Genomic DNA, 21,625 nt, shown 5'->3' with positions numbered 1-21,625 from the left:
TCGGGGCTTCTTTTGTCGTCCAGAAGTTAAAGGAGGTGACCGCATATTCGAAAGCTGAAGAAATACAAACCAACCCAATTCATGGGTAAAGATTCTCATTATGACAAAAAAGCCGCTGATTATGCGGTCGGATTCATTGAGTGCCTGTCCCATACCAAAGGAACATGGGCCGGAAAGCCCTTTGAACTTATAGACTGGCAAGAGCAAATCATCCGAGATGTTTTCGGAACGATAAAGGCAAATGGCTACAGGCAGTTCAACACTGCCTATGTAGAAATCCCAAAGAAGATGGGCAAGTCAGAACTAGCTGCTGCTATAGCCCTCCTCCTCACTTGCGGTGATGGTGAAGAACGGGCCGAGGTCTATGGGTGCGCCGCTGATCGAAACCAGGCATCCATCGTCTTTAATGTGGCGGCTGACATGGTGAGACTATGCCCGGCACTTTCAAAGCGCGTGAAAATCTTGGATTCCCAGAAGCGATTGATTTACCTGCCTACTGGGAGCATCTATCAGGTGCTTTCCGCAGACGTTTCGAACAAGCACGGATTCAATACCCATGGGGTCGTATTTGATGAGCTCCATACACAACCCAACAGGAAACTTTTTGATGTTATGACCAAAGGTAGCGGCGATGCCAGAACGCAGCCACTGTACTTCCTGATCACCACTGCGGGCAATGACACAAACAGTATATGTTATGAGATCCACCAAAAAGCTCAAGATATCCTGGAAGGAAGAAAAAACGACCCCACTTTCTATCCGATCATCTTCGGAGCGGACGAAGCCGATGACTGGACCGACCCAAAAGTATGGAAAAAGGCAAATCCATCTCTTGGCATTACGGTTGGCCTCGATAAAGTCAAGGCTGCTTGCGAAAGTGCAAAGCAAAACCCTGCCGAAGAGAACAGCTTTCGGCAATTGAGGCTGAACCAATGGGTCAAGCAAGCTATCCGCTGGATGCCGATGGACAAATGGGACAAATGCTCCTTTCTGGTCAATCCCGATTCGCTGGAAGGCCGCATCTGCTATGGGGGTCTTGACCTATCAAGTACCACAGACATTACTGCTTTCGTTTTAGTTTTCCCGCCAGAGGATGAGGACGACAAGTATTCTATATTACCATATTTCTGGATACCGGAAGAAAATATAGACCTTCGTGCCAGAAGAGACCATGTGCCTTATGACGTTTGGCAAAAACAAGGATTCGTGCAGACCACTGACGGCAATGTAGTCCACTACGGCTATATAGAAGCGTTTATTGAAAAACTCGGAGAGAAATACAACCTCAAAGAAATCGCATTTGACCGCTGGGGGGCGGTGCAGATGGTCCAGAACCTTGAAGGTATGGGCTTCACGGTAGTCCCATTCGGCCAGGGATTCAAAGACATGTCCCCGCCAACAAAAGAGCTTATGAAGCTGATATTAGAGGAAAAACTGGCCCATAGCGGGCATCCGGTTCTTCGCTGGATGATGGACAATATCTTTATCCGAACAGACCCAGCCGGAAATATCAAACCGGATAAAGAAAAAAGTACCGAAAAAATCGACGGCGCTGTTGCCACAATAATGGCACTGGATCGTGCAATCCGCGGCGGTAATGACAACAATGAATCGGTCTACAATCAAAGAGGCCTTTTATATTTCTAACGACAAGCTTATTTGGAGGTGAAGCCCATGAATATACCAATTCTCACAAAGATTTTCAAGGCAAGAGACAAGCCTAGCGATTATTACTCTGGCTCCAATTACACCTTCCTATTCGGAGGAACAACCAGCGGAAAAATTGTAAACGAGTTTACTGCCATGCAAACCACGGCAGTCTATTCCTGCGTCCGCATCCTTTCTGAAGCGCTGGCCTCGCTGCCTCTTAATGTCTACCGCTATAGCCAGGGCGGAAAGGAGAGGGTTTACGACCATCCGCTTTACCACATCCTGCATGACGAGCCGAACAGTGAGATGACATCATTTGTTTTTAGAGAAACCCTCATGAGCCATCTGCTCATTTGGGGCAATGCCTACGCACAAATCATCCGGGACGGAGCTGGACGCGTGGTCGCCCTTTACCCACTTTTGCCTAACAAAATGGAGGTTGGAAGAGACAAGAATGGCGAGATTTTCTACATCTATTCTCGCAACTCAGACGAGAACCCAAATTTTAAAGACTACGGTACCGTTATCCTTAGAAAGCAAGATGTGCTGCACATCCCTGGTCTTGGCTTTGATGGTTTGGTAGGATATTCACCCATCGCCATGGCCAAAAACGCTGTCGGTATGACGCTTGCCTGCGAGGAATACGGAGCCAGTTTCTTCGCCAACGGAGCTAACCCCGGTGGTGTGCTGGAACATCCTGGAGTTCTGAAAGACCCCAAGAAAGTCCGTGATTCCTGGAATGAGGTGTACCGGGGAACGAACAATGCCCACAAGGTTGCGGTCCTTGAGGAAGGCATGAAATACCAGCAGATCGGTATCCCTCCGGAAGAAGCGCAATTCCTGGAAACACGGAAGTTCCAGATCAATGAGATCGCAAGGCTCTACCGGATCCCTCCGCACATGGTTGGGGATCTGGAAAAGTCCAGCTTCTCGAACATCGAGCAGCAATCCCTGGAGTTCGTAAAGTACACCCTCGACCCCTGGGTCATCCGCTGGGAACAAGCTCTCCAAAGGTCTTTGCTCCTGCCGCGTGAAAAAACCGAGTACTTCATCAAGCTGAATGTGGACGGGCTGCTCCGAGGTGATTACCAAAGCCGCATGAACGGCTACTCCATCGCAAGGCAAAACGGATGGCTGTCAGCCAATGATATCCGCGAGATGGAGGATATGAACCCAATCCCAGATGAGGAAGGCGGAAACCTCTACCTCATCAACGGCAACATGACAAAACTCAAAGATGCCGGGGCGTTTGCAAACACAGCCAATGCACCCGACACGCAGATTCAACAGAAAGGAAGTGATGCATGAGTATGAACCGCAAATTTTGGAACTGGGTCAGAGACGACACAGGCAACACCCTCTACCTGAACGGCCAGATTTCCGATGAAACCTGGTTCGGCGATGAAGTGACGCCAAGGGTCTTCAAAGAGGAGCTGGAATCCTGTCAGGGAGACATTACCGTTTGGATCAATTCGCCGGGCGGGGATGTTTTCGCAGCAGCGCAGATCTACAACATGCTGATGGACTACAAAGGCGATGTGACGGTCAAGATCGACGGCCTTGCCGCTTCGGCGGCATCTGTCATTGCCATGGCCGGAACAGAAGTCCTGATGTCGCCCGTGGCAATGATGATGATCCACAATCCCATGACCGTTGCCATCGGGGACTCCCAGGAAATGCAGCGGGCCATCGAGATGCTTTCCGAGGTCAAGGAATCCATCATCAATGCCTACGAGATTAAGTCGGGTCTATCCCGGGCAAAGATCTCAAGGCTCATGGATGCTGAAAGCTGGTTCAACGCCAAGAAGGCCATCGAGATGGGCTTCGCTGACAAGATGCTATTTCACGACGACAATCAAACGGATCATGAAGAAGAGTTGGAAGCTGTGATGTTCTCAAGAACCGCAGTGACCAACTCTTTGCTTTTGAAACTGATCCCGCCTAAGCCTGAGAACAAGACCCCAATCGAACAGCTCGAAAAGAGACTGAGCCTGCTAGCTCACTAATTTAAGGAGGATAACACCTATGAACACAATTCTTGAACTGAGAGAAAAACGCGCGAAAGCCTGGGAATCCGCAAAGGCATTCCTAGACAGCAAAAGAGGTACGGACGGCCTGCTCTCTGCCACAGACACCGAAACCTACGAAAAGATGGAGACCGACGTCATGAACCTCGGCAAAGAGATCGAGCGGCTGGAGCGCCAGGCAGCCATCGATGCCGAACTCTCAAGACCCACCGCTTCTCCCATCACCAATCAGCCCGGAGCCAACATGTCCGGCGAAATGAAGAAAGGCAAGGCATCTGACGCCTACACCCAGGCTTTCTGGAAAGCCATGAGAAACAAGAACAGCTACGATGTGCAGAACGCCCTTCAGATCGGCACGGATTCCGAAGGCGGATACCTGGTGCCTGATGAATTCGAGAAGACCCTCGTCGAATCCCTGGAGGAAGAGAACCTCTTCAGATCCATCGCCAAGGTCATCACCACCTCATCCGGCGACAGAAAGATCCCTGTAGTCGCCACCAAGGGTACGGCATTCTGGGTCGACGAGGAAGGCGCGATCCCAGAGTCCGATGACGCCTTCGGACAGGTCTCCATCGGCGCATACAAGCTGGCCACCATGATCAAGGTGTCTGAGGAACTCTTAAACGACAGCGTCTTCAACCTGGAGAGCTATATCGCCAGGGAATTTGCCAGAAGGATCGGTGCCAAGGAAGAGGAAGCCTTCTTCATTGGAGACGGCGTTGGCAAGCCCACAGGCATCTTCAACGCCACCGGCGGAGCTCAGCTTGGCATTACAGCGGCTTCAGCTACTGCCATCACCATCGACGAGGTCATGGACCTTTTCTACAGCCTGAAATCCCCATACAGGAAGAACGCCATCTTCGTCATGAACGATGCGACTGTCAAGGCCATCAGAAAACTGAAAGACGGCAACGGGCAGTACATCTGGCAGCCTTCCATACAGGCAGGACAGCCTGACACCATCCTGAACAGGCCGGTCAAGACTTCAGCCTTTGTTCCGACCATCGCTGCCAGTGCAAAGTCAATCGCCTTCGGCGACTTCGGTTACTACTGGGTGGCTGACCGTCAGGGCAGATCCTTCCAGAGACTGAACGAACTCTTCGCCGCAACCGGACAGGTGGGCTTTAAGGCTACACAGAGGGTCGACGGAAAGCTGATCCTTCCCGAAGCCATCAAGGTCCTTCAGCAGAAAGCGTAGGTGACGGGATATGAGTAACGTAAAGAACTATACCGAGCAAGGCGGCGAAAAAACCGTCATCGGCGGAACTCTTGAGATCGTGGAGGGCGGCCAGGTTGTCGGCCTGCCCTCCGCCTTCACTCCGGCTACTTTCCAGGCCGACAGCACCGCTACAACCATCGCTGGACTGGTCGTCGACTTCAACGCCCTGCTTGCCAAACTCAAGGCTGCGGGACTTATGGCTGCCGAATAACACTGGGAGGTGAGCGCATTGCTGGTAACACTTGATGAAGCAAAACTATACCTGAAGGTCGACTGTGATACGGACGATTCGCTCATCACCTCCTGCATCAATTCTGCAGAGGAGCTTTGCGAGGACATCCTCCGATTCCCACTCATAGAATTTGTAGAAGTACCGGAGACGGTTAAACAGGCCGCGCTCTATGCCATCGGGAACCTTTATGAGCAGCGGGAAACCGTGGATATGCATTCGATGATCGACCTGATGAAGCGGCTCCTATTCGCCTATCGGAAAGAGGGGTGGTAAATTTGGGAATCGGAAAAATGCGACAGCGCATCACCATCCAAAGAGTGATGCCGGTCATAAACGAGAACGGCTTTGAGACTGAACTACCCCAAGTTTTAAAGACGGTATGGGCCGAGGCCACAAACCTGCATGGCAAAGAATATTTCGAAGCAAAGTCAGTCCAGGAAGAAAACACCGTCAAGTTCACCATCCGCTTCCTGGAAGAAATCGACCAGACCATGCAGATCCTCTTCCAAGGCAGGACCTACAACATCACCGGCATCGACCATATCAAATACAGGAACAGGTACATGGAGATCCGAGCATTGGAGGTGGACGTCAATGGCCAAGATTGAGCTTGAGGGCATGCAGGAGCTAATCGACAAAGTCAATAAGCTTGGAAGCCGCGGTACCCAAATCAAGAAGAATGCCCTGGAAAAATCAGCGGCTATGGTCAAAGGCAGCATGGAGGGAAAAGCTCCCCGCTCCGACTCCAACAAAAAGCACATGGCTGACAACATCCAGGTATCTGAGATTGAAACGGCCAACGGCGTTGACTTCATTCAGATTGGCCCCAACAAGGGCGACAACTCTGAATTCTTTTACTCCAAATTCACCGAGTGGGGAACCTCGAAGATCCCCGCCGTGCACTGGGCTGAGAACTCCGTTCTGGAAAACAGAAAGAAGATCAACGAAACCATACAAGATGAACTTCAAAGGGGGCTTGATGAACTTGCTTAATAAACTGATCCTTGAAACCTTAACCCCCCTGGGAGTCCCGGTCGGTTTTCAGAAATACTCCGGGCAGGCTCTGACCTATATCACCTTTCACGAATACCTGCAGACCGGAGAGGAATTTGAAGATGACGGCGAGGCGTTCACCGGCCATTACATCCAGGTGGACGTCTGGTCCAAATCGGATTACAGCACCCTCGTAGCCGGCATCAAGCAAGCCTTGAAGAACGCAGGCTTCAATAGGCTGGATGAAGCGGACCTTTACGAACCGGACACGGCTCTCTACCACAAGGGGATCAAATTTTACTATTTAGAACCAAAGGAGGTCTAACATATGGCAAGACAAATCGGATTAAGGGACATCCACATCGCCCTTCTGACAGATGACGACAACACGGGTGCGACCTATCAGGCACCCTCCAAGCTGGAACGGGCTGTAAGCGCGAAGCTCACGCCCAAGGTCAACTCGGAAAATATCTACTCCGACGATACGGTGGAAGACATTATCTCTTCCTTTGACAGCGTGGAAGTGGAGATCGAGCTTAACCAGCTATCCCTCACCAGCAGGGCCACATTGCAGGGTGCCAAGGTAGTCAAGGGCGTTCTCGTTGAGAGCAAGGAAGACATCGCCCCGCCCCTGGCGCTGGGTTTCAAGTCGAAGAAGCACAACGGCAAGTACCGCTACGTATGGCTCCTGAAAGGCAAGTTCGAGTTGGCTACGGACGAGTACGACACTGAAGCTGAAAAGCCCTCCCCGAAAAGCGCGAAGCTTAAAGGCACCTTCTTCTCCAGGGACTTTGACGGCAATTTCAGGTTCATTGCAGATGAAGATGAACCAGGCTCAGACCCGACGATCATCTCAGCCTGGTTTACAGCAGTGCCGGCTGAGCCGACACCTGCGGTCTAAGAAGGGGTGATGATATTTGAAGGCAGCTGAACTGAAGAACAAGGGCATCAAATTCAAGCTCGGAAATAAGGAGTACGAGCTGAAGCTCAATATGAACACCTTCTGCGAACTGGAGGAAATCTACGGCGATCTGAACGCCGCCTTTGAGGATTTGCAGAACATGAAGATCAAGGCGGTCAGGGCGCTGATCTACTCCGCAGTGAAAGTTGAGGATGGCAGCGTCACCCTCAAGGCCATCGGCGAACAGCTGGGACTCAGCGACCTTGAAAGCCTCGGTACAGCGATCAACGAGGCGCTCAACATGTCAATGCCGGAGACAGAAGACGCCCCGGGGGAATCGAAAGCCACTTAAGTTCCGCAAGCTGGGACTGGGAGTGGCTTTTCTATTTGGGGACGAACCTCCTGCGGATGAGCGAGGAACAATTCTGGAGCAGCACCCCCAAAAAGCTCCAGGCTCTTTTCAAGGTCTACAAGACGGTCAACGGAATCGATGAGCATTCGGACTTTGACACCATCGACAACATTCTGTTCTAAGGGAGGTGAGATAAATGGCAGGAAACAACAGCACGGTCGTTGCAAGGATCGGCCTTGACGACAGCGGCTTCCAGGAGGGCGTCAGCAAAATCCAACGGAGCCTTAAGGTAGTCCAGAGCGAATTTGCAGCCGCCAGTTCGAAGCTCGGGGACTTCGGAAAGTCCACGGACGGCTTGAAACTCAAGGCGGACAGCTTAAACCGCCAGGTCGACCTTCAAAAAGATAAGGTTGCAGCCCTCACCCGCAGCTACCAGGAGAGCGTCGAGAAAAAAGGTGCGGATGCCAAAGCCACGGAGAACCTGAAGATCAAGCTGAACTACGCCAATGCGGAACTTGGCAAAATGCAACAGGAACTAAAAGCGACCACTGAGGAGCTGAAGACCAAGAGTTCCGCCTGGTACGCCCTCTCTGAAAGCATGGACAAAGCAGGAGCAAAGATGAAGGCCGTTGGGGACAAAATATCCTCAGCCGGAAAAACACTCTCCACTGCAGTAACCCTTCCACTCGTTGGAATTGGTACTGCTGCGACGAAGATGGCAATGGATGCTGTAGAGTCCGAGAACCTTTTCGAAGTGGCTATGGGCGGTGTGGCGGACGACGCAAGGAAATGGTCGGAGGAAACCTCCAAAGCTCTCGGGCTAAATGCATATAATGTCAGAAGTAATATGGCCACCTACAATGCCATGCTCACCTCCATGGGACTTGCATCTGACGAGTCCTTAAAAATGTCAGAAGGTCTGACCCAGCTTTCCTATGATATGGCTTCCTTCTACAACTTAAATCCAGAAGAAGCCTTCAACAAGCTGAAGTCCGGTATCTCAGGTGAAGCGGAACCGCTCAAGGCTCTGGGAATCCTAGTCAACGACACGACTGTCAAGACCTATGCCTACACCCACGGAATCGCCAAGCAAGGCGAGCAGCTGACTGAAGCCCAGAAGGTACAGGCCCGTTACGGCGCAATCATGGAAGCCACGAAGAATGCCCAGGGCGACCTGGCAAGGACCATGGACAGCCCGACCAATAAGATCAGGGCAATGAAGGAACAAGCCCAGCAGATAGGGATTCAATTCGGCCAGATTTTGATACCGATACTTGAGAAACTCATCGCTGTCATCAAGCCTTTGATGGACAGATTCCAAGGACTCTCCAAGTAACAACAGGAAATGGTCGTGAAAATCGCCCTAATTGCTGCGGCTATAGGGCCGGTGGTTTTAGTCATCGGAAAAGTCGTGTCGGTTATAGGAACATTGTCCTCTGCATTTGGAGCTATCTCAGGAGCTATGGCTGCCGCAGGCGGCGCATCCGGGGCGGTCGGTGCTGCCATCGCTGCTATCACCGGACCGGTAGGCATCGCAGTTGCTGCAGTCGCCGGGTTCATCGCAATATTTGTGCTGCTTTTCCGTAACAACGAAAATTTCAGGAACAGCGTCATCACCATCTGGAACCAGGTCAAATCCGTGATGGCGGGTGTGTTTGAAGCCATCCGCGCTTTGATAGCCGCCTTCGTTCAGGTGGCAAGCGCCATCTGGAATAAGTACGGAAACGACATCGTGGCGGTCATCACAGCAGCCTTCAACGTCGTATCCTCCGTGGTCACCACCGCCCTTAACGTGATCAAGGGAATTATTCAGGTTGTGACGAGCCTGATCAAGGGCGACTGGCAAGGCGTGTGGGAAGGCATCAAAAATGTGACCTCCAGCCTATGGAACGGCATCCAAAGCATCATCAGCGGTGTACTGAACTTAATCAGAAGTTTGGTATCCACTCAGATCAATGTCATCAAGGATGTAATTTCCGGCGCATGGAATGCTATCAAATCCGTCACCTCAAGCATTTGGAACGGAATAAAATCCGCCATCGAGACTCCCATCAATGCCGCGCGGAATACCGTAAAGGGAGCAATTGACGCCATTGTCGGCTTCTTCAGGAACCTGAAGATTCCTGAGATAAAAATCCCCCACATCAAGCTTCCCCATTTTGAGATCACAGGCAAGTTCAGCTTGAACCCTCCTCAGATCCCGAAGCTTGGGGTCAACTGGTATGCGTCGGGCGGAATCTTCTCAAGTCCCAGTGTGATCGGCGTTGGTGAAGCCGGCACTGAAGCGGTGGTCCCCATCGAAAAGCTGGACGAGATCATGGCAAAAGCACTGCTCAAGGTTGGCGTTGGTGCTCAATCAAAAGTTTCGGAACCCGGGGTTCAAAGCGGCAATGTTACAAACAACTACGACATAACGATCAATAACCCGAAGCCGGAAGCGGCGTCTGACAGCACCCGCAGGGTTCTGCTCAGGCAGTCCTACGGGCTGGGATAACGGGAGGTGAATTAGGATTTGAACGGACAGACATGGCAATTTAATGGCGTGAGCCTGAACACCAAAGCCTGGTCAGTGATAGAAGTCCCTGAGGGTTTGGGGACACCTGGTCTCCGGGGCAATAACATCCAGGTGCCTTTCCAAAACGGGAAACGATGGATCAAAAAGCGATATGAGGAACGGATCGTCATGCTCCCCATGTGGGTTCGCGGCCTGGATCCCCTTACCGGAAAGCTTCCGAGCGACAAGAGCGAGAATGAAGTCCTTTATGAAAATATTGACTATCTCAGCAGCGTATTCGGAAAGCTGGGGCAGTTTGTTTTGAAACGGATCCTCCCAGACGGTACTGTCCGTGAAGCCATAGCCGAGGTGTACCGCCCCGTTACTTTCGGGAAGACACAGACCGGATATGCCAAGTTCGCTGTGGAGTTCATGCTTTCGGATCCTTTCTTCTATGCTCCGCTGGCCATTTCCGAGACGAGTGCAGTGGCTTCCCTGACTCAGGAATGGAGCCACGAGAATCCCGGAACTGCCCCGATAACCGATGCGACCATTACCCTTACCGGCCCGATGGAATCTCCAAAGCTAGAATGTTTGGACAACGACGTGTGGCTGCAGTACCAGGGAAGCATTGCTCCCGGCGAGAGCGTCATTATAAATACCGGAGATTTCAAATGTACCAAGGGTAGCACCAACATGCTCTCCGCAATCAGGCATGGCGGTGATGCCTATTGGCTGCTTCTTAACAGTGGCTACAACCAATTGAGAATCACAAATGGAGTGTCGGGCGGCAGCATCAAGCTGGAATACTACCCGGCATTCTTCTAGGAGGTGGAATTATGTATGCAGAAGTAGCGGAACATCGGATGCCGTATGACATCGATGGAACGGAAGTTGGCTTTCGAAGCATGTCCGACTTGAGCACCATCAGCCAAATCATAGGGAACGGTATAGCTTCCTGGCTTGACAGCACAGCTAAAGGAAACCTGAACAAGGAAAACCGATCCCAATCATGGAAGGTTGGCGACTACAGACTCGGCAGCGTATTCTGGTTCTTTTTCCCGGAATTGCGCGAAGTAAATAAAGTTGGGTTCCACTGGAGTTCAACTACGGTGTGCTCTTTTGTCAGCCATACTATACAGGGATCAGCCGACACGACCAACGGTGTGGACGGCACCTGGGAGACTGGAGTCTATACGATTCCTGCGGCGAACACAGATATGGACCACTGGAGAAACAAGATCTTCACCCTTTCCTTCTCCGGACCAGTCAAAGCAATAAGGATTGGATTCCGGGAGACTTCGCCGCAGTTTGAGGATCTGTATATTTGCGGGATCCACCTCTATGGGAGAAAGGCTGTCGGCGAGCAGGTTAATGACGTGGTCATGACTGATGTATCGGGGGTTGACTTGACCTCTCTCATCGATTTTGGAGACCAGCCGGAAGGCACGACCGAGATCCAAAGCTTCAAGATAAAAAATACCAGCAATACCAAGATTGCCAACAACGTGAACATACAGTTGAACCATGAGGACTTTACCATATCCTTCAGCCAGGACGGGCCATGGCAAAGCGTACTCGACATTTCTTCCATTGGCCCGGGTTCACTGTCCAGCACCATCTTTGTCCGAAACCTTCTGGGCCCTCCGCTCCTCACCCTCGGTCCAAAGGCGGCAAGGGCTATTGTGACCGTCGGCAGTTGGACATAACGGGAGGTGATTAGATGGGGCTGCCTAGCTTAAATCTGGTCAAGCCTTCCGACCTGGCATCTCTGAGCGCGACCATTTGCGCCTTTGACGTAACTTACAGCGATAATGAAAATCAGCTGGTCGCCTCATCGCTCAAGGTCGAGGTGGACACCGTCGACACATTCGACAGCGCGTCCAAAATAACGAGCGAATCCATAAACGTGAGCCACAACACCACTTACCGGATGGCAGTGATTCTGTCTGAAGGCACCTGGTACTGGAGGGTCACAGCCACCAACACATCAGGTACTACCGTTTCACTGGTCCGTTCCTTGAACGTGAGCCAAGTCCTGAAGCGCTCTGTTTCATTTTATTTGAGCATCGCAAAACTTGGAGTCTGGACAAACAAAAGGATTCTTGGCTTCTACGAGAATATCGCAAAGCTGAGCCAGTGGCCAAGGAAACGGACAATGGTACTCTACGAGAATGTTGCCAAAGCCGACATCTGGACGAACCGACGCGCGCTTTACGACTATGAGAACATCACAAGCGACCCTCCGTTTCCTTTTATTGAAAGACTATCGACCACAAGGGCCTCTGAAGGCTCGGTTGTGACCATCTATGGAAACGGGTTCGGCTTCAAAGCTGAAGCGGACCCGCTTAATGTTGACAGATATTTGCGCGGCTACGGCGGGTATGTCTACCTTGGCACCCACCTTTGCAACATCATCTCCTGGAGCTGGGACAAGATCGTATTTCAGATCCCCCAGGAGGCAGAAAGCGGCGCTGTCAAGGTTGCACTCACAGAACCCAATCCCCCAGGTGTTCGCTACAGCAATGTCATCGGTATTGAAGTATATGACGCAGAGCCTGCTGATGATATCGGGATCGAGCTTTTTGTTTGCGATAAGAACAATCCCAACAGCATCCTTTGCCAGCTCAGCGGCGCAAAGAGCAAGTCATTTCAGGTGCTCCTGAACAACCCCGGCAGCGGTAAATTTGCCATCAGCAGGTTTGATGACAAAGGCGGAAGCCGGGATTATGTGACCGACCAGAACTTCATCCTGTGTCGGCTTGACGGCATCGACATTTTCAAATGGATCATTGAATCAAGACGGCCTTCCTATGTAGATGAGGGCGAGCAGCAGATGATCGAGGTAAGCGGCAGGGGCGTCCTTTCCCTCCTTGACCGGGGCGTTGTGTACCCCGAAGGAATGCCGCATCCGACCACGCTGGAGAGGACCTTTACCGATGCGCACGGCGGCGCTATCTTGCGCCAGCTTCTTCTGGAAGCCCAGCAGAGGGGCTGCCTCACCGGGGTCTCCATCGACTGGACTGCCGATGCGGATACATTGGGGAATCCTTTCGAGGATTCTACGACCCTTTCCTTTCATGCAGGTACACCGCTCTCCCAGGTGGCCACGAAACTCAGCGAAGGCATGGGCCTTTTTGATATCGAGATGACACCGACCCTGCATCTAAAGCTGTACAAGGCAAAAGGTGCGGACAAGTATGACACGGTCAAATACCGGCCGGGTCAGGCAATCGTCAAGCACCAGAACCAGAGCGACAGCACAAACATGACCAACGCCCTCCTGGTCGAAGGCGAAAGCGGAAGCCTCATCGAGACGGCGCACCCCACAAGCCAGACGGATTGGGGCAGGCGCGAAGGTTACCTCCAGGCGAGGAACATCCCCAGCGACTGGGCAAAGCTCCAGGATTATGGTCAGCTTTTCCTTCGAGGGGCGGCGCAAGTCAGCTGGGGCATTCAGGGAAGCGTCATCAAATTCATAGACTCTGAAGGCATCAAACTCAAGCCTTTTGAAACCTTCATGATGGGCGACTGGATCGGCTGGTACATTCCACCAGAAGGAAGCGACACGGAAGGCTTTGACGGGAAAGTCAGGGTCAAAGGAATCACCTGCGAGGAAGATGAATCAGGTGCTTTAAGCTATGTCCTTGAGCTGAACAACATCATGCTTGAGCATGAAATCCGGATGAACCAGCTGGTTGAACGGATGTCGATGTTCACGCAGAACAGCTCCCTCTCAACCCCTTCAACCGAAAGCCCTGCCGGAGTGAGCCATAACCATACCCATGGCTCACTACAAGGCTTGAATGCAGACGACCATCCCCAGTACTTTAACGATGAAAGGCATGCTGCTGACCTGCATACGGCCATCCCAAGGGTTTCAAGTATTAAGAGGACAGGCGGGAATGCCCTGGTCGGAGATGTTACCTTGGCAGCCGGCACCAACGTATCCATCGCCCAAAACGACGAACAAAAGACGATTACAATATCTTCGGCAGGCGGCAGCGGTACAAGTTACACGAATCCAATCGACGCCCCGCCTGCAAACCCGCATTCAAAGGACGACGAGTTCGATGATACCGTAATGGATACGAAATGGTCATGGGTCAATCAAGGTACGGCAACATGGACTGAAAATGGTCGTTATGGGGCGATTGACATTCTGCCAGGCAGCGACCATACGAGGTTATTGGTCCAGGCAGCGCCTGCAGGAGATTTCACCGCAACAGCCAAGGTCATGCTCAACGGGCCGAGACTCAACTACTTCAATATCGGCATTTGCCTTTACAACAGCGCCAACAGCAGAAGGATCATTTTTGGCAAATGCTCCAGGGACAGTTACTCAGGCATGCAAGCGATCAAATTCACATCAAACACCGCTTACTCGAGCGATGCTTACCTGAACGGCGGATGGGATTCCAACTTCATTTATGTGAGGATCCGCAAGGTTGGAAGTTCATACTTTCTGGACATGTCTATCGACGGTGATTTCTGGTGGCAGGTATTCACGGAAACCATCTCGAACTTCCTGTCGGCGATCAGCCATGTCGGAATCGGATATTTCCGCAACAACTCCAACGGCCTGACCTATAAGGGGAGGTGCGACTGGTTCAGGGTCACGGAACCTTAAAAAAATAAATAGTACTAATTCAGGAAGGGCCTTCGGGTCCTTCCTGTTTTTATGAAGGAGGAACTAATGAAAGACATCATCAACACTTTTCAAATCATCATTGCCGCTGTGGGCGGCTACATCGGCTACTTTCTCGGCGGATGGGACGGCTTCCTGTATGCCCTGGTGGCATTTGTAGTCATCGACTACATCACCGGCATCATGGTGGCGGTCCTTGAAAAACGACTCTCAAGCGAAGTGGGCTTCAGGGGCATCTTCAAGAAAGTGCTTATATTTTCACTGGTTGCTGTTGGTCAGATAATAGATTCAGAGCTATTACAAAACGGAAGTGCCATAAGGACTGCTGTCATTTTTTTCTATCTCTCCAATGAGGGAATTAGCATCTTGGAAAATACTGCAAAGATAGGTCTTCCCATCCCTGAAAAGCTCAAGGGTGTACTAGAGCAACTCAATAAGGAGGAAAAAGTATAATGGGGAAATCAATATATTTAAGTCCATCAACTCAGGAGCATAACCAGGGCTATGGAAGCTATGGAGTTGAAGAAACAAGAATGAATGAAATAGCTGACATCACACAAAAGGTGCTTCAGAATCATGGTGTGGATGTTTATAGGAGCAGGCCAGAGTGGAGCTTGGGTCAGGTGGTGAATGACAGCAATCAAGTTAAACCAGATCTGCATTTTGCCATTCATAGTAATGCTGGAGGAGGAAGGGGCGGTGAGGTCTTTGCTTATGCTGCAGGTGGAAATGGTGAAAAGGCGGCTAAGGCAATCTATTCAGAAATTGAACCGCTGACACCAACATCGGATCGAGGTGTAAAGTTTAATCCAAGCTTGTATGAACTTCGGAATACGAATGCTCCGGCAGCTTTGGTGGAGATAGCTTTCCACGACAATGCAGAAGATGCCGCCTGGATAGTCAGTAATATAGAAGCGATAGGAATAGCACTAGCAAAGGGCGTGTTGAAATATTTCGGTATTGCCTATAAGGCCGTAGAAGCAGAAACCAACAGTTCAAAGAGTTATTATCGTGTTCAGATTGGGGCATATTCCGTCAAGTCAAATGCAGAAGAACAGCTTGCAAAAGCAAAAAAAGCAGGATTTACTGACGCCTACATAAAATACGATTGATTATTTAACGAGGCCCGAGGAGTGTAAAAGCTCTTCGGGCCATTTTTTCATGTTTGAGATTGGGGGTTCGAATTATCTCAGATTTTTGCATATAGGTGCAGGATGGATTCCTGCGGAAGAGGAGGTCAAGCTATATGCAAGTCACAAAAATTACAGATGGATCAAATGCTAATGTCGTTTCAAAACGCAAACCATTAACACCTGATGAATTTCAGAGTGAAATAGACTACTTGAGATCAGAAAAAATACTTCGCACAATGCTGAAAATGGGTCTGATTTCTGAGGATGAATTCGATAAAATCAATAAGCTAAACCGGCAGATTTTCTCACCTTTATATGCACAGCTAACGCCTTAAATACCTTGATATAGTGGGCACTCGGAGGTAATATGTCACATACCTGAAGGAGGTGAGAATGGTGAGAAAAGTAACGAAAATATCGGCAGAATCAATAGCTGCAAAACCGAAGCTGCGTGTGGCAGCCTATTGCCGAGTTTCTACAGATAGTGATGAACAATTAGTCAGCCTTGAAGCTCAAAAGATACATTATGAATCCTTCATAAAAGCAAATCCGGAATGGGAGCTCGCAGGGATTTACTATGATGAGGGGATTACAGGTACCAAAAAGGAAAAGCGCACTGAATTGTTGAGAATGCTGAAAGACTGTGAACAGAGGAAGATTGATTTCATAGTAACCAAGTCAATCAGCAGGTTTGCCAGAAATACAACAGATTGTCTTGAGCTAGTGCGTAAGCTGACCGACCTCGGAGTCTTCATATACTTCGAAAAGGAAAACATCAATACACAATCGATGGATAGTGAACTGATGTTAACGATCCTGAGCAGTCTGGCTGAAAGCGAGTCAATTTCTATTTCTGAAAACAGCAAATGGTCAATACAGAAGCGTTTCCAGAATGGGACATATAAACTCTCCTATCCACCCTATGGTTACGATTATTTGGATGGAGAGATGGTTGTGAACGAAGAACTGGCAGCAATTGTGAAGCGTATTTTTGCAGAAGCCTTATCTGGCAAAGGAACTCATAAAATTGCTGATGGTCTGAAAAATGATGGCATACCATCAAGAAGAAAAGCAAACTGGACGGCCACCACGGTTCGCGGTATTTTATGCAACGAGAGATACACAGGAGATGTGATTTTACAAAAGACCTATACCGATGATCATTTCAACAGGCATTATAACTACGGTGAGAAGGATCAATACCTAATAAAGAAGCATCATGAAGCAATCATTAGCCACGAAGAATTCGAAGCTGTAGGTAAGTTGTTGAATCAGCGGGGAAAAGAAAAAGGGATAGAAAAGGGGAACAGCAAGTACCAAAATCGGTATACGCTATCCGGGAAAATAAAGTGTTCCGAGTGTGGCAGTACCTTCAAAAGAAGGATACAAGGCAATGGAAATAAAAAATATGTTGCCTGGTGTTGTTCCAAACACATCTACGACATTTCAGGATGTTCAATGCGGTCCATAAGGGATGATGTTATTCAACAAGCTTTTATAACAATGATCAATAAGTTGATTTTCGGGCATAAGTTTATTCTTAAGCCGCTGCTGCAGAGCTTAAAAGCTGTGAACTACTCAGATAACCTTATTGAGATCCAGGCGCTTGAATCGAGGATGGAGGAAAATGCGGAGCGGAGCCAAGTGCTGGTTGGACTAATGACCAAAGGCTATTTAGAGCCAGCCCTATTCAATGCACAGAACAATGAGCTCCGAAAGGAAGCCGCTCTGCTAAAGGAGCAAAAAGAAGCCGTTTCTAGATCGGTGAATGGTGAAATGACTGTTGCCACTGAAGTTGAACAGCTTTTAAGGCATGTCTCAAAGGCAGAGCCGATTGATAGCTTCGAGGAAAATCTTTTTGACCGCTATGTAGAAAGAATCGTTGCATATTCGCATGTTGAAATAGGCTTCAAGATGAAATGCGGTATCACTCTTAAGGAAAGGCTGGTGAGATAGGTGAATCACATACCATTCGGATACATCATCAAAAATGGCAAGGCGATTATTGATGAAAAAGCAGCAGCACAAATAAGGGATTTGTTTCAATTATATCTTTCCGGACTCTCTTTAGAAGATGCTGCAGAAAAGGCTGGTATCAAGCGCTGTCATGCATCGATTTCCAGGATTCTTATAAATAAACGATACCTTGGTGATGACTTCTACCCACAAATAATAAACAAAGAAATGATCAAACAGGTCGAGACAGAAAAACTGAGGCGGGCACAGATGCTTGGAAGAATTCGTGAACAGGAAATGCCAAAAACAGTAGTTCAGAGATTACAGTTTGCTGCTCCAGCACCCCAGCATCTTTATGATGATCCCTTTCAACAAGCCGAATATGCCTACAGTTTAATTGAAAGCAAGGTGATTTTAGATGGCAAATAATCGTAGCGTTACAGTGATACCGGCACGCGCACGTATAGGCAATAATGTAAATACTGATGAAAAGCCAAAACTTAAGGTTGCTGCTTACTGCCGTGTTTCCACTGACAGCGATGAGCAGGCAACAAGTTACGAAGTCCAGATTGAGCATTACACGAACTACATTCAGAGCAACATGGAATGGGAACTGGCAGGGATCTATGCTGATGACGGAATCACAGGAACCAATACAAAGAAGCGTGATGAGTTCAACCGCATGATTGAGGACTGCATGGAAGGTAAAATCGACATGATTATTACAAAATCCATCAGCCGCTTTGCTCGAAACACCCTGGATTGTTTAAAATTCATTAGACAGCTCAAAGACAAGAATATTCCTGTATTTTTCGAGAAAGAGAATATCAATACGATGGACTCCAAGGGAGAGGTTATGCTCACCATAATGGCATCCTTAGCCCAACAGGAAAGTCAATCGCTCAGCCAGAACGTAAAGCTTGGCATTCAGTATCGCTATCAGCAAGGAGAGGTTCAGATCAATCATAATCGGTTCTTAGGTTATACCAAAGAGAATAAACGGCTGGTTATTGTCCAGGAAGAAGCTGAAGTGGTGAAGCGCATCTACCGCGAATATATTGAGGGTGCAAGCCTTCTGCAAATAGCACGCAGTTTGGAAGCTGACGGAATCCTAACAGCGGCAAATAAAGCGAAGTGGAGACCTGAGACACTCAAGAAAATTTTGCAAAATGAGAAGTATATCGGGGACGCTCTGCTGCAGAAGACCTATACCGTCGACTTTCTATCAAAGAAGCGTGTGGTCAACAATGGCATTGTTCCGCAATATTATGTCGAGAACAGCCACGAGCCTATAATCCCGCGTGAAATTTTCATGCAGGTGCAGGAAGAGCTAGTACGACGCGCAAATCTCTATACTGGGAAGAATGGCAAGAAAAGAGTCTATAGCAGCAGATATGCGTTATCAAGCATTGTTTATTGCGGTGAATGTGGAGAGATATACAGGAGGGTGCATTGGAACAATCGAGGATGCAGGTCCATAGTCTGGCGATGTGTCAGCCGCCTTGAGGAGAAAGGCTCGGATTGCTCTTCACCAACGGTAAATGAAGAAACTCTCCAAAATGCAGTTGTCAAAGCAATTAACGAGGCGCTTTGCAGTAAGAATACCTTCGTTGAAACTTTGCAAGTGAACATTGCTACCGTACTTAATGAGGAGGACGACAAAGACACCGATGATTTTGATGAGAAGCTGGAAGAATTACAAAAAGAACTTTTAAATATAGCAAATTCCAAGGCTGACTATAACAACGTAGCTGATGAGATTTACCGATTGCGGGATTTAAAGCAAAACACCCAAGTGCAAAATGCTGAGCGCCAAGGCAAGAGACAGCGTATTGAAGAAATGACAGAGTTCCTTAAAGAGCAGACTGGTGAACTGATTGAATACGATGAGCAGCTGGTCAGAAGGCTTATAGAGAAGATAACGGTCTTTGATAACAAGCTGACAGTTGAATTCAAATCCAGCTTTGTAGTTGATATCAGACTGTAAACAAGATGGCTGCTGCTAAAGGGTAAATAGATCCTTGATCGGCGGCTTAGTCTGTATTTCGACAAGTAAACTGCTACTCAATAACATTAATTTAACATCGAATTATCACAAACCTTGAGTGTCACAAGTATATGTGGTCCTTATATAGAGGCAATCGAAAGACTTCAACCTACGCGTATCATCGCATTTTAGTATAAAGACGGGGTCTCGTATGTCTGAGAGATGAATTAGTGGTGAAATGAAAAAATCCGGAAATGTTCCAAATCAAAATGAATGATAATTAAAAAACATTGTTGAGTCAGAAGCAATGTGATATTATTAGCAGATAGGCGGATTTTGTTGCCCCTTATTAGTACTGTAATATAGATTTAGGAGATGATGTTCATGACAAAAGGACAAATTGAATCGAAATTAAGCGAAGCAATTAGTAAGTTTGAAATTGAACAAATGGGTAGAGGACCTGAAAAAATCAGGACAATTATCTTCCAAGATTTGATAATTATTAGACTTAAAGGTTTTTTAAGTACTTCCGAAAAGAGCTTGGCTCAAAATAAGGAAGGCATAGATCTGATAAAAAAATTAAGAACTGCTCTGTTCGAAAATGCGCGTGAAGGTCTGGAAGAAGCGATTAAATCAGTAATTGATGTCAATATCATCAGCACGTATTCTGATGTGAGTACTAAAACAGGTGAAAAAATTATTGCTGTAGTAGTAGACCAAGACATTGAAGAAAATATAATAAATTAGTAAATTGGAAGACAGATTGAAGGGGTACTAACCAGTCAAGCGTAAGCCAATAACAGGGTTCTGTGGAATCTTTGTTATTGGCTTTTTTTATTTTATTTAGGAAGGTGATTGTATGAGTCAGAAGAAAATATCGAAATTAAACCCGCCTTCAACCATTGGTATCATTGGTGGTGGACAATTAGGAAGAATGCTGGTTTTGGATGCAAAGAGGATGGGGTATAACGTTATTGTATTCGATCCGAAACCCAATTCTCCGGCGGGTCAAGTTGCTGATGAACAAATTACTGCAGTTTATGGAGACTTAAATGCGTTAAGAAATTTAGCACGAAAGACTGACGTTATTACATATGAATTTGAACATATTGATGTGGATCTGCTCACTTTATTGGAATATGAGGGGTATACTATCTACCCATCGGCTAAAACGCTTAGATTGATTCAAAATAAATTTGTGCAAAAGAGCATGTTGAATAACATTGGCATCAAAGTGCCTGAATTCTACTTGATAAATACTTTGAAAGAATTGAGAGATGTGTTTTATAAGTTTGGGCAAAAAGCTATCCTTAAAACATGTAGAGATGGGTATGATGGTAAAGGGAATTTAGTGCTTAATGATATCAATAAGCTTGAAGAAAATTATCAAATATTTAGGGGTTTGGAGATAATGGCAGAAGAATTTATACATTTCACAAAAGAAGTTTCAATTATTGTTGCCAAGAATCATGATGACATAGTGCTTTATCCAATAGCAGAAAATTTCCACGAAAATAGCATACTCATTAATTCCCTCATACCTGCAAATATTTCTGTTGAAATTGAAAAGCAAATTCATATCATGAGCAAAAAAATTGTCGAAGAATTAGACGATTTTGGTATCTTTTGTATAGAATTTTTCATTGATTCTGATTCAAATGTTTTAGTTAATGAAATTGCACCAAGACCTCATAATTCAGGGCACTATACCATTGAAGGGTGTGTTTCTTCGCAATTTGAACAACATATTAGAATTATAACAGGCATGCCATTAGGATCTCCTAAATTAAGATTGCCATGTGCTATGTATAATATTTTGGGGAATGAACACGTTGCTGGAACTTATAGTGTTAGTGGAGTTGATGCAATTCTAAACATTAAGGATTGTCATTTCCATTTGTATGGAAAGCTGGAGTCCAAACATTTAAAAAAAATCGGACATATCACAGTGCTTGATGATTCGGTTGGTAAAGCGAATCATCAAGCGAAAATCGCATTAAGCAAAATAAAAATAGATTAATATGAGGAGCAAT

General features: G+C 47.9%; 25 protein-coding genes. All 25 read left to right on the top strand.

Going from position 1 to position 21,625, the window contains the following annotated elements; genetic code table 11:
• Window positions 1-45 precede the first annotated feature (45 nt).
• The 25 genes from T472_RS10580 to purK all read left to right on the top strand — a co-directional run bounded on the left by T472_RS10580 (window position 46) and on the right by purK (window position 21,612).
• On the top strand, window positions 46-1,647 hold the full coding sequence (locus tag T472_RS10580; protein WP_040907353.1) for a terminase large subunit: 1,602 nt from the start codon (window positions 46-48) through the stop codon (window positions 1,645-1,647).
• A 27-nt stretch (window positions 1,648-1,674) separates the two neighbouring features.
• Entirely contained in the window at window positions 1,675-2,958 is a 1,284-nt protein-coding gene (locus T472_RS10575; protein ID WP_023388414.1) for a phage portal protein, read from the top strand.
• Between the two features lie 2 nt (window positions 2,959-2,960).
• Window positions 2,961-3,656, top strand: coding sequence for a head maturation protease, ClpP-related (locus T472_RS10570; protein ID WP_040907366.1), 696 nt, complete (start codon window positions 2,961-2,963; stop codon window positions 3,654-3,656).
• Between the two features lie 19 nt (window positions 3,657-3,675).
• Window positions 3,676-4,875, top strand: coding sequence for a phage major capsid protein (locus tag T472_RS10565; RefSeq protein WP_023388611.1), 1,200 nt, complete (start codon window positions 3,676-3,678; stop codon window positions 4,873-4,875).
• Between the two features lie 10 nt (window positions 4,876-4,885).
• The gene (locus T472_RS10560) at window positions 4,886-5,107 is read left to right on the top strand and encodes a Head fiber protein (RefSeq protein WP_023388610.1); all 222 of its coding nucleotides are present in this window, start codon (window positions 4,886-4,888) and stop codon (window positions 5,105-5,107) included.
• An 18-nt stretch (window positions 5,108-5,125) separates the two neighbouring features.
• On the top strand, window positions 5,126-5,401 hold the full coding sequence (locus T472_RS10555) for a head-tail connector protein (RefSeq protein ID WP_023388609.1): 276 nt from the start codon (window positions 5,126-5,128) through the stop codon (window positions 5,399-5,401).
• Window positions 5,402-5,418: 17 nt separating this feature from the next.
• Window positions 5,419-5,736 carry a phage head closure protein gene (locus T472_RS10550; protein ID WP_052011806.1) on the top strand — a complete coding sequence of 106 codons (318 nt, stop codon included), beginning with the start codon at window positions 5,419-5,421 and terminating at the stop codon, window positions 5,734-5,736.
• Window positions 5,723-6,121, top strand: coding sequence for an HK97-gp10 family putative phage morphogenesis protein (locus T472_RS10545; protein ID WP_023388607.1), 399 nt, complete (start codon window positions 5,723-5,725; stop codon window positions 6,119-6,121). The genes T472_RS10550 and T472_RS10545 overlap by 14 nt, the downstream gene beginning before the upstream one ends.
• Window positions 6,108-6,446, top strand: coding sequence for a tail completion protein gp17 (gp17, locus tag T472_RS10540; protein ID WP_023388606.1), 339 nt, complete (start codon window positions 6,108-6,110; stop codon window positions 6,444-6,446). Before T472_RS10545 ends, gp17 begins: the two co-directional genes overlap by 14 nt.
• Window positions 6,447-6,449: 3 nt before the next feature.
• On the top strand, window positions 6,450-7,022 hold the full coding sequence (locus T472_RS10535; RefSeq protein WP_023388605.1) for a major tail protein: 573 nt from the start codon (window positions 6,450-6,452) through the stop codon (window positions 7,020-7,022).
• A gap of 16 nt (window positions 7,023-7,038) precedes the next feature.
• On the top strand, window positions 7,039-7,374 hold the full coding sequence (locus T472_RS10530; RefSeq protein WP_023388604.1) for a hypothetical protein: 336 nt from the start codon (window positions 7,039-7,041) through the stop codon (window positions 7,372-7,374).
• A gap of 56 nt (window positions 7,375-7,430) precedes the next feature.
• Window positions 7,431-7,556: a hypothetical protein gene (locus T472_RS20510; protein ID WP_278279737.1), complete on the top strand. Its 126-nt coding sequence runs from the start codon at window positions 7,431-7,433 to the stop codon at window positions 7,554-7,556.
• Between the two features lie 14 nt (window positions 7,557-7,570).
• Entirely contained in the window at window positions 7,571-8,710 is a 1,140-nt protein-coding gene (locus T472_RS20310; RefSeq protein WP_242864796.1) for a hypothetical protein, read from the top strand.
• Between the two features lie 9 nt (window positions 8,711-8,719).
• Window positions 8,720-9,868 carry a phage tail protein gene (locus tag T472_RS20305; protein WP_242864795.1) on the top strand — a complete coding sequence of 383 codons (1,149 nt, stop codon included), beginning with the start codon at window positions 8,720-8,722 and terminating at the stop codon, window positions 9,866-9,868.
• 18 nt (window positions 9,869-9,886) lie between these two features.
• The gene (locus T472_RS10520) at window positions 9,887-10,696 is read left to right on the top strand and encodes a phage tail family protein (RefSeq protein WP_023388602.1); all 810 of its coding nucleotides are present in this window, start codon (window positions 9,887-9,889) and stop codon (window positions 10,694-10,696) included.
• 38 nt (window positions 10,697-10,734) lie between these two features.
• On the top strand, window positions 10,735-11,577 hold the full coding sequence (locus T472_RS10515) for a hypothetical protein (RefSeq protein ID WP_152975161.1): 843 nt from the start codon (window positions 10,735-10,737) through the stop codon (window positions 11,575-11,577).
• 14 nt (window positions 11,578-11,591) lie between these two features.
• The gene (locus T472_RS10510; protein ID WP_023387837.1) at window positions 11,592-14,498 is read left to right on the top strand and encodes an IPT/TIG domain-containing protein; all 2,907 of its coding nucleotides are present in this window, start codon (window positions 11,592-11,594) and stop codon (window positions 14,496-14,498) included.
• Between the two features lie 66 nt (window positions 14,499-14,564).
• Entirely contained in the window at window positions 14,565-14,969 is a 405-nt protein-coding gene (locus T472_RS10505) for a phage holin family protein (protein ID WP_023387838.1), read from the top strand.
• Window positions 14,969-15,628 carry an N-acetylmuramoyl-L-alanine amidase gene (locus tag T472_RS20300; RefSeq protein WP_023863578.1) on the top strand — a complete coding sequence of 220 codons (660 nt, stop codon included), beginning with the start codon at window positions 14,969-14,971 and terminating at the stop codon, window positions 15,626-15,628. The genes T472_RS10505 and T472_RS20300 overlap by 1 nt, the downstream gene beginning before the upstream one ends.
• 134 nt (window positions 15,629-15,762) lie before the next feature.
• Entirely contained in the window at window positions 15,763-15,984 is a 222-nt protein-coding gene (locus T472_RS10495; protein WP_023863576.1) for an SHOCT domain-containing protein, read from the top strand.
• Window positions 15,985-16,045: 61 nt separating this feature from the next.
• Window positions 16,046-17,605, top strand: a complete 1,560-nt coding sequence (locus T472_RS10490) for a recombinase family protein (RefSeq protein WP_040907360.1) — start codon at window positions 16,046-16,048, stop codon at window positions 17,603-17,605.
• Entirely contained in the window at window positions 17,606-18,034 is a 429-nt protein-coding gene (locus tag T472_RS10485; protein ID WP_023863574.1) for a recombinase family protein, read from the top strand. It abuts the gene before it with no gap.
• Window positions 18,024-19,592: a recombinase family protein gene (locus tag T472_RS10480; protein WP_023863573.1), complete on the top strand. Its 1,569-nt coding sequence runs from the start codon at window positions 18,024-18,026 to the stop codon at window positions 19,590-19,592. The genes T472_RS10485 and T472_RS10480 overlap by 11 nt, the downstream gene beginning before the upstream one ends.
• A 384-nt stretch (window positions 19,593-19,976) precedes the next feature.
• Entirely contained in the window at window positions 19,977-20,339 is a 363-nt protein-coding gene (locus T472_RS10475; protein WP_023863572.1) for a Na-translocating system protein MpsC family protein, read from the top strand.
• Between the two features lie 112 nt (window positions 20,340-20,451).
• Entirely contained in the window at window positions 20,452-21,612 is a 1,161-nt protein-coding gene (gene purK, locus T472_RS10470) for a 5-(carboxyamino)imidazole ribonucleotide synthase (protein WP_023863571.1), read from the top strand.
• Window positions 21,613-21,625 lie beyond the last annotated feature (13 nt).

The organism is Youngiibacter fragilis 232.1, assembly GCF_000495435.3.
Classification (GTDB): domain Bacteria; phylum Bacillota; class Clostridia; order Clostridiales; family Clostridiaceae; genus Youngiibacter; species Youngiibacter fragilis.
This window is presented reverse-complemented; position numbering and strand designations above follow the sequence as displayed.